The sequence below is a fragment of the Streptomyces sp. NPDC012888 genome (genome assembly GCF_042900645.1).
GTDB lineage: Bacteria > Actinomycetota > Actinomycetes > Streptomycetales > Streptomycetaceae > Streptomyces.
In genome coordinates, this window is sequence record NZ_JBIBBM010000001.1 from 562,419 (window position 1) to 573,569 (window position 11,151).

The 11,151-nt window shown below is 71.4% G+C and carries 10 protein-coding genes; 6 read left to right on the forward strand and 4 right to left on the reverse strand.

What is annotated here, in order from left to right; translation table 11 throughout:
* Positions 1-184: 184 nt before the first annotated feature.
* Complete coding sequence (locus ACFY61_RS02460) at positions 185-973, reverse strand: hypothetical protein (protein WP_389465864.1); 789 nt, start codon at positions 971-973, stop codon at positions 185-187.
* Between the two features lie 135 nt (positions 974-1,108).
* On the opposite strand from ACFY61_RS02460, the gene ACFY61_RS02465 reads away from it, so the two are divergent.
* The 4 genes from ACFY61_RS02465 to ACFY61_RS02480 all read left to right on the forward strand — a co-directional run bounded on the left by ACFY61_RS02465 (position 1,109) and on the right by ACFY61_RS02480 (position 4,241).
* Positions 1,109-1,909, forward strand: coding sequence for an ABC transporter ATP-binding protein (locus ACFY61_RS02465; protein ID WP_389465940.1), 801 nt, complete (start codon positions 1,109-1,111; stop codon positions 1,907-1,909).
* 45 nt (positions 1,910-1,954) lie between these two features.
* On the forward strand, positions 1,955-2,383 hold the full coding sequence (locus ACFY61_RS02470; protein ID WP_389465866.1) for an NfeD family protein: 429 nt from the start codon (positions 1,955-1,957) through the stop codon (positions 2,381-2,383).
* A gap of 29 nt (positions 2,384-2,412) precedes the next feature.
* On the forward strand, positions 2,413-3,363 hold the full coding sequence (locus tag ACFY61_RS02475; protein WP_389465868.1) for an SPFH domain-containing protein: 951 nt from the start codon (positions 2,413-2,415) through the stop codon (positions 3,361-3,363).
* A gap of 95 nt (positions 3,364-3,458) precedes the next feature.
* Positions 3,459-4,241, forward strand: coding sequence for a sulfite exporter TauE/SafE family protein (locus ACFY61_RS02480; protein WP_389465870.1), 783 nt, complete (start codon positions 3,459-3,461; stop codon positions 4,239-4,241).
* Between the two features lie 13 nt (positions 4,242-4,254).
* On the opposite strand, the gene ACFY61_RS02485 is transcribed toward ACFY61_RS02480, so the two are convergent.
* The gene (locus ACFY61_RS02485) at positions 4,255-4,758 is read right to left on the reverse strand and encodes an HNH endonuclease (protein ID WP_389465872.1); all 504 of its coding nucleotides are present in this window, start codon (positions 4,756-4,758) and stop codon (positions 4,255-4,257) included.
* A gap of 149 nt (positions 4,759-4,907) precedes the next feature.
* Entirely contained in the window at positions 4,908-5,444 is a 537-nt protein-coding gene (locus tag ACFY61_RS02490) for a YbhB/YbcL family Raf kinase inhibitor-like protein (protein ID WP_389465873.1), read from the reverse strand.
* 77 nt (positions 5,445-5,521) lie between these two features.
* On the opposite strand from ACFY61_RS02490, the gene ACFY61_RS02495 reads away from it, so the two are divergent.
* Positions 5,522-9,232, forward strand: coding sequence for a LamG-like jellyroll fold domain-containing protein (locus tag ACFY61_RS02495; protein ID WP_389465874.1), 3,711 nt, complete (start codon positions 5,522-5,524; stop codon positions 9,230-9,232).
* A gap of 62 nt (positions 9,233-9,294) precedes the next feature.
* Here the strand turns inward: ACFY61_RS02495 and ACFY61_RS02500 are convergent, their stop codons facing one another.
* Positions 9,295-10,077, reverse strand: a complete 783-nt coding sequence (locus ACFY61_RS02500) for a sporulation protein (RefSeq protein WP_389465876.1) — start codon at positions 10,075-10,077, stop codon at positions 9,295-9,297.
* Positions 10,078-10,174: 97 nt separating this feature from the next.
* On the opposite strand from ACFY61_RS02500, the gene ACFY61_RS02505 reads away from it, so the two are divergent.
* Complete coding sequence (locus ACFY61_RS02505) at positions 10,175-10,816, forward strand: DNA-3-methyladenine glycosylase (protein WP_389465878.1); 642 nt, start codon at positions 10,175-10,177, stop codon at positions 10,814-10,816.
* Positions 10,817-11,151 lie beyond the last annotated feature (335 nt).

The following is an 11,151-nucleotide window of genomic DNA, read 5'->3' on the forward strand; positions in this document are numbered from 1 at the left end:
GCGGCTGGATTTCCCCCGGGCGGCGTTCCGAGCCCGAGCGGCGTCTGAGCGGGCCCGGCGGCAGCCCCGGGTACATGGCGGGGTCCCGGCGGGCCGGGGCGCTGGCCCCGGGGCACCGGGACGGAGCCGCGCCGGCGTCCAGCCCGTGCGGCGCTTGAGCACCACCCCGCCAGGAACCGCCGGGCTAGCCCCGGCCCCGCTCGCGTTCCTCCACCGCCGCGTTGTACGCCGCCACCTGCGCCCGCCGGGCCACCCGCTCCACCGGCCGCAGCGCCAACGCCCTCGCCTCCATCTCCGCGGCCGACACCGCGCCCCCGTGCCCCCGCTCGTACGCCAGCCCCACCAGCAGCCCGACCCGCTGCGCCAGCTCCAGCACCCGCACCGCCCGCGGCGGGTACCCCGGCGCCAGGACCTCCCGGCCCGCCTCGGCCCGCGCCCGGTACGCCGAGTGCGCCGCCCGCCCCGCCACGCCCGACGCCGCCACGTCCAGCCGCGTCAGCACCACCGTCGCCTCGCGCAGCGCCTCCGCCAGCTCCCGCTCCGCCTCGCCCAGCGACGGCACGTCCGCCGGCGGGGCCTCCCGTACCGGCAGGCAGTGCCAGACCACCGTGACGTGCGCGTCACCCTCCGGCCCCACCGCCTCCACCCGCGGCACCAGCCCCAGTGGAGCCGAGACGCACACCACGGCCTCCTCCGCCTCCAGGGCCCGCGCGTTGAACTCCGGCGGCCCGCTCAGCCCCAGCGGGTGCCCCGGCGCGGGCAGCGCCACCCGCAGCCCGGAAACCCCCAGCGCGCGCAGCCGCCCCAGGGCCACCGTCAGGCCCACCTGACCTGATTCATTCGGCAGACCGGCCACCCGGTGCACCGCGTCCCCGCCCACGATCGACAGCGCGGCCTCGTCGGGCGAGACGAGACCGGCCAGCAGTGCGTTCCCCCAGGCGGCCAGCCGCCCTGAACGTGGTTCGACAAGCATCCCCCCACCTTACGGACCGGCCCCGTCCCCGGGGCCCGGCCCCGCGTCCCGCCCCGAGTGGCGTAGGTTTTCCCTGGGGCCGCGCCCACAGGCGGGCACAGACAGACCATGACTGCAAGGGGAGACAACAACCTCATGAGCGACGTACTGGAGCTGGTGGACGTATCCGTGGTCCGCGAGGGCCGGGCTCTCGTGGACCAGATCTCCTGGTCGGTCAAGGAGGGGGAGCGCTGGGTGATCCTCGGCCCCAACGGCGCCGGGAAGACCACCCTGCTCAACGTCGCCTCCAGCTACCAGTTCCCCACCACGGGCACCGCCACCGTCCTCGGCTCCACCCTCGGCAAGCCCGGCAGCGACGTCTTCGAGCTCCGCCCCCGCATCGGCATGGCCGGCATCGCCATGGCCGACAAGCTCCCCAAGGGCCAGACCGTCCTCCAGACCGTCCTCACCGCCGCCTACGGCATGACCGCCACCTGGCAGGAGGAGTACGAGGCCGTCGACGAGCAGCGCGCCCGCGCCTTCCTCGACCGCCTCGGCATGAACGACTACCTGGACCGCAGGTTCGGCACCCTCTCCGAGGGCGAGCGCAAGCGCACCCTCATCGCCCGCGCCCTGATGACCGACCCCGAGCTGCTGCTCCTCGACGAGCCCGCCGCCGGCCTCGACCTGGGCGGCCGCGAGGACCTCGTCCGCCGCCTCGGCCGGCTCGCCCGCGACCCCCTGGCCCCCTCCATGGTCATGGTCACCCACCACGTCGAGGAGATCGCCCCCGGCTTCACCCACGTCCTGATGATCCGTCAGGGCAAGGTGGTCACCGCCGGACCCATCGACCTCGAACTCACCTCCCGCAACCTCTCCCTCTGCTTCGGCCTCCCGCTCGTCGTCGAGCGCAACGGCCACGACCGCTGGAGCGCCCAGGGCCTGCCCCTGCGTTGACGCGTACCCTGTCCCGACCGCGCCCGCCCCACCTACCATGACCACGTGGACATCGACGCATGGGTGTGGTGGCTCATCGGAGCGGTCGGACTGGGCATACCCCTGGTCCTCACCGCGATGCCGGAGTTCGGCATGTTCGCCGCGGGAGCGGTCGCGGCCGCGATCACGGCGGCACTGGGCGGCGGCGTCGTCGCCCAGGTCCTCGTCTTCGTGGCCGTCTCGGTCGCGCTGCTCGCCGTGGTCCGCCCGATCGCCAACCGGCACCGCGACCAGCGCCCCCAACACCGCAGCGGAATAGACGCCTTGAAGGGAAGAACCGCCGTCGTCCTGGAACGCGTCGACAGCAGAGGCGGACGCATCAAACTGGCCGGTGAGATCTGGTCGGCCCGCAGCCTCGACGCGGACCTCAGCTTCGAACCCGGCCAGCAGGTCGACGTGGTCGACATCGACGGCGCCACCGCCGTCGTCATGTAACAGAAAGCCAGAAGGGGCGGGGGAACCGCATGCAACCGATCATCATCGTCTTGATCATTCTGGTGGTGCTGGTCTTCATCGCGCTGGTCAAGACGATCCAGGTGATCCCTCAGGCCAGCGCCGCGATCGTCGAACGCTTCGGCCGCTACACCCGCACCCTCAACGCGGGCCTCAACATCGTCGTCCCGTTCATCGACTCGATCCGCAACCGGATCGACCTGCGCGAACAGGTCGTCCCGTTCCCGCCGCAGCCGGTGATCACCCAGGACAACCTGGTCGTCAACATCGACACCGTCATCTACTACCAGGTGACCGACGCCCGCGCCGCGACCTACGAGGTCGCCAGCTACATCCAGGCCATCGAGCAGCTGACCGTCACCACCCTCCGCAACATCATCGGCGGCATGGACCTGGAACGGACCCTCACCTCCCGCGAGGAGATCAACGCGGCGCTGCGCGGAGTCCTCGACGAGGCCACCGGCAAGTGGGGCATCCGCGTCAACCGCGTCGAGCTCAAGGCCATCGAGCCGCCCACCTCCATCCAGGACTCGATGGAGAAGCAGATGCGCGCCGACCGCGACAAGCGCGCCGCCATCCTCCAGGCCGAGGGCGTCCGCCAGTCCGAGATCCTCCGCGCCGAGGGCGAGAAGCAGTCCTCCATCCTCCGCGCCGAGGGTGAGGCCAAGGCCGCGGCGCTGAAGGCCGAGGGCGAGGCCCAGGCCATCCGCACCGTCTTCGAGTCCATCCACGCAGGCGACGCCGACCAGAAGCTGCTCGCCTACCAGTACCTCCAGATGCTCCCGAAGATCGCCGAAGGCGACGCCAACAAGCTCTGGATCGTGCCCAGCGAGATCGGCGACGCCCTCAAGGGCCTGTCCGGCGCCATGGGCAACTTCGGCCCCCTCGGCGGCGGTTCCGTCCCGAAGCAGGCCGCGCCCGGTGACACCCCCACCCGCCGGGAACAGCCCCCCATCGACTGACCCCACCCACCACCCACCGGCCGGATCCGGCATGATCGGTGAGGCCCCTCGACCTTCAGGGCGGGGAGGCGACTCACTGATCGAAGGAGATGGCCTTGTCCATCCACGACTCCCTCGGGGAATCCCTCGCGGTCTTCGCCGCCGGTGTCGGAGCCGGCACCATCAACACCATCGTCGGCTCCGGCACCCTCATCACCTTCCCGGTGCTGCTGGCCACCGGCCTGCCACCGGTCACCGCCAACGTGTCCAACACCCTGGGCCTCGTCCCCGGCTCCGTCAGCGGCGCCATCGGCTACCGCAAGGAACTCCGCGGACAAGGGCGACGGGTCCTGCGCCTGGCCGCCACCAGCCTCGTCGGCGGGCTCGCCGGCGCGGTCCTCCTGCTCACCCTGCCCTCGGAGTCCTTCGACACGATCGTGCCCGTCCTCATCGGACTGGCCCTCGTCCTCGTCGTCCTCCAGCCCCGCCTCGCCAAGGCCCTCAAAGAACGACGGCAACGCGCCGGCGGCAGTGGCCCCCACCCCGACGGCGGCCCGGCCCTCCACGCCGGCATGCTGCTCGCCAGCACCTACGGCGGCTACTTCGGCGCCGCCCAAGGAGTCCTCTACGTGGGCCTGATGGGCCTCTTCCTGCACGAGGACCTGCAACGCGTCAACGCCGTCAAGAACGTCCTCGCCGGCCTCGTCAACGGCATCGCCGCCGTCTTCTTCCTCTTCGTCGCCGAGTTCGACTGGACGGCCGTCCTGCTCATCGCCGCCGGATCCACCCTCGGCGGCCAGCTCGGCGCGAAGGTCGGCCGCCGCCTCCCGCCGACCGCGCTGCGCGCGGTCATCGTGGCGGTCGGCGTCGCGGCGATCGTCCAACTCTCCCTCCGCTGAACGGACGGCCCGCTCAGGCCGTCCGCTCCAGCCACTCCGGCAGCGCCTCACCCTCCGCCGCCCCCAGGGCGAGCAGCATGGCGTCCGCCGGGGAGGGCACGAACGGCTTCCGGAGGAGCGGCATCCCCGCCTCCTCCGGAGTCCGGGCCGCCTTGCGGTGGTTGTCCTCCGCGCAGGAGGCCACCGTGTTCAGCCAGGTGTCCCCACCACCCTGCGCCTTCGGCAGCACGTGGTCCACGGTGGTCGCTCGCTTCCCGCAGTACGCGCACCGGTACCTGTCCCGCACCAGCACCCCCCGCCGCGACCACGGAGCGTGTCTTCGGAACGGCACCCGTACGTACCTGCACAGCCTGATCACCCGGGGCACCGGCAGATCCACCGCCGCGGCGCGCATACGGAGCCCGGGATGCGAGGCTTCCACCACGGCCTTGTCCTGGAGCACCAGGACCACGGCCCGGTTCGACGTCACCGTCGACAGCGGCTCGAAGCTCGCGTTCAGCACCAGCGTGTCCCGCATCTCGCCCACCTCCCGTGCGCAGGCCCGCGACCACCCTGGCTACAGGGCCCGCCCCCACTCTGGACGGGCCGGCCACGCGGGACAACGCAATAAAAATGCCCGGCCCCGGCCACCCTCAGACCAGGACCGGGCAAATTCCAGGAGAACGCTCAACCCGCGGCCGGCGCCTCGTACTCGCCGATCAGCTGGGCCCGTCCCAGCGCGTGGAACCGCAGGTGGAACCCGACCACCGCCGGCGACGCGTCTGCGTCCGGCCCCAGTTCCGCCCGGTCCACCGCGTACACGGTGAACACGTACCGGTGCCGCTCGCCGGCCGGCGGCGCGGCCCCACCGAAGTCCTTCGACCCGTAGTCGTTGCGCACGTGCACCGCCCCGGCCGGCAGCCCCTCGAACTTCCCGCTGCCCGCACCGGCCGGCAGTTCGGTCACCGACGCCGGGATGTCGAACAACACCCAGTGCCAGAACCCGCTGCCCGTCGGAGCGTCCGGGTCGAAGCAGGTCACGGCGAAACTCTCGGTCCTCTCCGGGAACCCCTCCCACCGCAGGTGCGGCGACACGTCCCCACCGGCCTTCACCTGCCCCTCGCCCAGCTCCCCGCCGTGCACCAGGTCATCACTGGTCACGGTGAACTCGTGCACCTCGGGGTGGAAATCGTGCGGCAGCGGCGGTCGCTTGCGCTCGGACACGACGGAAACCTCCTCGCGTGATCGAAAAGCCTGCAACGCGAGCCTAAGCCCTTCCGGCCAGGCCGTATCTTCACCCAATGCGAAGATCAAGAAACGCGCCGTCAGCTTTCCGCGGCACCGTCGCCGCGGCCCTGCTGTCCAGCGCGGCAGCGGTCGCCGCCACCCTCGTCGCGATATCCCCGGCGCAGGCGTCCGGCACCCAGCAGTCCACACCCGACCCCGAGGACAAGCGCAACGAACAGGTCCTGTTCCGCTCGGGCACCGGAGGCTACGGCTGTTACCGCATCCCCACCCTCACCCGAACGAAGACGGGCGCGCTCCTCGCCTTCGCCGAAGCCCGCACCTCCCCCTCCTGCGCCGACCGTGGCCCGATGGACATCGTGGTCCGCCGCTCCACCAACGACGGCCGCACCTGGGGACCCGTCCGCACGGTCCTGACCGGCCGCCCCGTGATCAGGGAGGAGGGCAAACCCGACCAGCCGGGCGACCCCAAGGCCCCCTGGACCCACGGCAACGCCTCCCCGGTCGCCGACCTCGAGACCGGCGACGTCTTCCTGCTCTCCACCGGCGAGCCGACCGTCCCCGGAGGCAAGCGCCTCGCCTACGTCCAGAAGAGCACCGACGACGGCGTCTCCTTCGGCCTGCCCGCAGATCTCCACCGCCTCAGCGGCAGGACCGACGGCTGGTTCGGCACCGGCCCCTCGCACGGCATCCAGCTGCGCAACGGCACCGCCCACGACGGACGCCTCGTCGTGGGCGCCTACGAAAGCCCGAGCGGCAAGCCCCAGCACACCGGCGTCTACTACAGCGACGACCACGGTGCGACCTGGAAGACGAGCGCCACGTACGCCGCCGGCGAGACCGTGCCGCCCGCCGCCGAGATCAAGCCCACCGAACCCTCGGTGGTCGAACTCCTCGACGGAACCGTCTACGTGGGCGCCCGCAACGAGGTGTCGCCGAAGACCGGGCCGGACGGAAAGCCCGTCCCCCCGCACCACCGGGTACGCGCCAGAAGCACCGACGGCGGCGCCACGGTCAGGAACTTCCAGACCGTCCCCAGCCTCGTCACCCCCCAGATCCAGGCCTCCCTCCTGGCCCCGCGCCTCACGTACCAGAACACGCCCGGCGACACGCTCATCGCGGCGGCCCCCGCCGACCCGATGGACCGCGGGAAGTTCGAGATCCGCTACTCCCTCGACCACGGCGAGACCTGGCAGCGCCCCGCCGACGACGCGGGCCGCATCAACAAGGACCGCGTCGGCTACCCGGACCGGGCCGGCTACTCGGACCTCGTCGAAATGGGCGTCGAGGTCCCCGGCCCGTCCGGCGAACCGGTCATGACCGGCGGCGAGATCGGCATGGTGTACGAGGGCGGCAGCACCTTCTCCGCCCAGCACGTCTACTTCAAGCGCTTCTACCCGTCGGACCTGAAGATCCCCGGCACCTTCGCCGGCACCAGGAACCCCCAGCCGCGGCAGCTGCCCGGTCCCACCACCCCGGACAGCGGACCGCACGCCAACGACGCCTACCTCGCCGATGACGCGAAGGTCGTCAAGGAGGGCAGGTTCGGCCAGGGCCTCGCCCTCGACGGCGCCCTGCCGTCCACCGCCGAGAACCCGAACGCGGCCGACTGGGCCGACGTCCCGTACGCCGCCTCCATCGACCCAGGCCAGGACGGGTTCACGTACTCGCTCCACTTCAGGCGGGACCCCGCCGCTCCCACGACCGCCCAGGTCCTGATGTGGGCCTACGGCGTCAACGCCGAGCCCCAGGTGTGGGTACGCGCCTACCCGGCCGAGGGGGTGGTCCGGGCCCGCGTCGAGGGCCCCGGCGGCAAGGCCGTCACCACCGTGGTCTCCGTCCCCGAGGCATTCGCCGCCGACGCCGGCTGGTACCACCTGACCCTGGTCCGGTCCGGCAAGGACGTCACGCTGGCCGTCGCCTCGGCCGCGGACCCGGACCGCACCGCGGTGGTACGGGACCAGCGCCTCGGCACCGCCCTCGAAGGCCCCGTCACCTCCCCCCGCCACGCCGGCAACGACGGGATCCGGATCGGCGCCAAGCCTGACGGCACCAACCCCTTCAAGGGCACCGTCGACGACTTCCGCATGTACCGCACCGCCCTGACCGAGAGCGACCTCGAACTCCTCGGAACCGGCCGGACCACCGCGAAGGACAAGGACCACATCGCCGCACGCCTGGCCTTCCAGGTCGTCGACGACGCCACCCCGGCCGGCCCGGTCACCGAGTTCGCCATCGCCGACGACGTCTCCGGCAACTGCGCCGACGCCACCATCCTGCTCGACCCCGGAAAGAAGCCCGTCAACACCGCGTCCGGCGACGCCAGGATGGGCAAGTACGGCCTGACCACCGACTCCACCCGCCAGGGCCTCGAAGTCCCGTACACGCCCGCGCTCGACCCCGGCACCGGCGACTTCACCCACACCCTCTGGTTCCGCTACACGGCCACCACGACGACCCCCGGATCCACCCTCGTGTGGGCCTACGGCGTGGGAACCGAACAGGCCCCGAAGCCCTCGCTTTGGGTCCGCACCGACCCGAAGAACGACCGCCTCCACGCCCTGGCCGAGACCGACCACGGCAAGGTCTGGCTGGAGCTGAAGGACAAGGACACGACCCGGACCGCCTTCGGCGACGGCGGCTGGCACCTGCTCACCCTCACCCGCGAGGGAGACTCCCTCACGCTCCAGGTCGACGCCCCGCACGCGGACCGCACCGCCGGAGGCACCGGCCTGGGAGCCGACGGCACCGGCTCCTTCACCGCCGGCCGCCCGGACGCCCTCGGACTGCGGCTGGGCTCACGCCCGGGCGGCACCGAGGTCTTCACCGGAGCCCTCGACGACTACCGCTTCTACCACCGGGCCCTGACCCGGCGTCCCCTCGGCCAGACAGGACCCGACCAGGAGCTGGACAAGATCACCAAGACGGGTTCCGGCACGGCCGACTACCCGGTGGACCAGAAGGTCTGGTGGTCACTGGAGCACAGCACCACCCAGGTCCACGACATGTACACCCGCCCCGTCGTCGGCGGCCCCGCCACCCCGGACGCCTCCGGCCACTGCAACAACGCCTTCGTACGCGGCGACGCCGTCATCGACGGCACCGGCGGCACCTTCGGAGGCGGTGGCGTCACCCTCGACGGCACCGACGGCCACGTCGAGCTCCCCTTCACCGACACCGAAGCCATCGGCTCCGAGGACTTCACCCTCGCCGTGTGGGTCCGCTTCGACGCGGCCAAGGCCGGCCTCGCGAAGAAGACCCCCGTGATCGCCTGGGCGTACGGCCAGGGAGACGCCGACCGCCAGCTCTGGATCCGCGCCGAGCCGGAACACAACCGTATCTCGGCCCTGATCCAGACGGACCTCGCGACCTCCTACGTCAAGGCCTCCGACGCCTCCTTCCGCACCGACAAGGACGCCTACCACCACGTCGTCCTGCAGCGGGCCGACGGCAAGCTCACGCTCACCATCACCGAGACCGGCTCCGGCGGCAGCCCCGTCGTGGCCAAGGGCGAGGCGGACGCACCCGCGGGCGGCTCCGTCCACTCCACGGACGACTTCCAGGCCGACGGCATCAAGCTCGGCAGCCGCCTCGACGGCGGCCACCCGTTCGAAGGCTCCCTCGACGAGTTCACCCTCGTCCGCCGGGCCCTCACCCCCGACGAGCTGACCGCACTCAGGGTCGGCAACGAGCTGCCGGCGGACCGGGCCACCGTCGCCCGACTGTCCTTCGAGAAGATCACCAGCACCGGCTACGCCCGCATGTAGCGGAGAACGCCGAGGGCCCGGACCGCCACCGCGATCCGGGCCCTCACCCGTTGCCCGCCGCCTCAGAACCAGTTCCGCTGCGACCCCACCGAAGCGATCCACTGGTTCAGGTACGCCGCCCAGTCCGTCCCCTGGTACGACTGCAGCCCCACCTGGAAGCACCGGAACGTGTCGCTGCCCTCGGAGAACAGCCCGGGCTTCTTGTCCATCTCCAGGACGACGTCCATCTCGCGCCCGTCCGAGACGAAGGTCAGCTCCACCTGGTTCAGCCCCCGGTACTGCGCCGGCGGCAGGAACTCGATCTCCTGGTAGAACGGCAGCGACTGCCGGGTACCCCGGATGTGGCCCCGCTCCATGTCCGCGCTGCGGAACCGGAAGCCCAGCTGCCCGAACGCGTCCAGGATCGCCTGCTGCGCCGGAACCGGGTGCACGTTGATCGGGTCCAGGTCACCGGCGTCCACCGCCCGCGCGATCTCCAGCTCCGTGCTCACTCCGATGTTCATCCCGTGCAGGTGCTGACCCGCGAAGTGGGTGATCGGCGTCTCCCACGGGATCTCCAGCACGAACGGCACCACGTGCTGCGCCCCCGCCTGCACGGTGAAGGCGCCACCCAGCCGCTGCTTGGTGAAGACGATGTCCTGCTTGACCTCCTGGTCACCGCCCTCGACCTCGACCCGGGCCTGCAGACCGACGGACAGCCCCTCGATCTGCTGCTCCACACTCCCGCCCTGGATCCGCACCTCGCCCTGGACGATCCCGCCGGGAACGACGTTCGGCTCGGTGATGATCGTGTCCACCGAGGCCCCGCCGGCCCCGAGGCTCGCGAGCAGCTTCCTGAACCCCATTACTGACTCCTCTACCTGCTGTCCGTGCGTCTACGACTTCTCACGCGGAACCCTAGGCCCCGGTTCCAGCCGCATCGAGTCCACTACGCTCGACCGGATGAGCGCGCGCCCCGACCGTACGCCCCTGCCCCGCGACTTCTACGACCGCCCTGTCCTCACCGTGGCCCCGGACCTCCTCGGCCGCACCCTGGTCCGCACCACCCCCGACGGCCCGATCGAGCTCCGCATCACCGAGGTGGAGGCGTACGAGGGGGAGGCCGATCCCGGCTCCCACGCCTACCGCGGACGCACGGCCCGCAACGCGTCCATGTTCGGTCCCCCCGGACACGCGTACGTCTACTTCATCTACGGCATGTGGTTCAGCCTCAACCTGGTGTGCGGCCCGGAGGGCACCGCGAGCGGGGTCCTGGTCCGCGCCGGCGAGATCACCGTGGGCGCCGACCTCGCCGCCAAACGTCGACTCTCAGCCAGATACCCCCGAGAACTGGCCAAGGGTCCGGCGCGGCTGGCGACCGCCCTGGACGTCGACCGCACCCTCGACGGCACCGACCTCTGCGCCGGCCCCGGCTCACCCCTGTCCGTACTCGCCGGCACCCCCACCCGGCCCGACCAGGTGAGCAACGGTCCGCGCACCGGAGTGGGCGGCCACGGTGCCCACCACCCGTACCGCTTCTGGGTCACCGACGACCCCACCGTCAGCCCCTACAGGGCCCACGCGCCGCGCCGTCGCTCGACTTGACTCGGCCCTGGCGGACGCCTAACGTAGCCCGAGCCGCTTGAGACGGAGCACTGCTTTCAGCAGGTCCGGAGCGGCCAAACCACTACCAACGACTCACCCTGGCGGGGATGAATTCGGCGTGCCCGAATTCGGATCCGGCGGCCCGATTATGAGCCGCAAGGGAAATCGGTTAACGTAGTGACCACGCCGGAAGGGAAACGCGAAAGCGGGAACCGGAAAGCGCCGAGGAAATCGGATCGGAAAGATCTGATAGAGTCGGAAACGAAGAACGAAGGAAGCGCCCGGAGGGCCCGGAGACGGGAACGAAGGAAGCGTCCGCACCTTGAGAACTCAAC

What these genes read in the sequence shown, in the direction of transcription:
- ACFY61_RS02485 (WP_389465872.1), bottom strand. Translation starts at nt 4,758, where the DNA reads ATGCGGGACACGCTGGTGCTGAACGCGAGCTTCGAGCCGCTGTCGACG.
- ACFY61_RS02505 (WP_389465878.1), top strand. Translation starts at nt 10,175, where the DNA reads ATGAGCGCGCGCCCCGACCGTACGCCCCTGCCCCGCGACTTCTACGAC.
- ACFY61_RS02465 (WP_389465940.1), top strand. Translation starts at nt 1,109, where the DNA reads ATGAGCGACGTACTGGAGCTGGTGGACGTATCCGTGGTCCGCGAGGGC.
- ACFY61_RS02460 (WP_389465864.1), bottom strand. Translation starts at nt 973, where the DNA reads ATGCTTGTCGAACCACGTTCAGGGCGGCTGGCCGCCTGGGGGAACGCA.
- ACFY61_RS02475 (WP_389465868.1), top strand. Translation starts at nt 2,413, where the DNA reads ATGCAACCGATCATCATCGTCTTGATCATTCTGGTGGTGCTGGTCTTC.
- ACFY61_RS02500 (WP_389465876.1), bottom strand. Translation starts at nt 10,077, where the DNA reads ATGGGGTTCAGGAAGCTGCTCGCGAGCCTCGGGGCCGGCGGGGCCTCG.
- ACFY61_RS02495 (WP_389465874.1), top strand. Translation starts at nt 5,522, where the DNA reads ATGCGAAGATCAAGAAACGCGCCGTCAGCTTTCCGCGGCACCGTCGCC.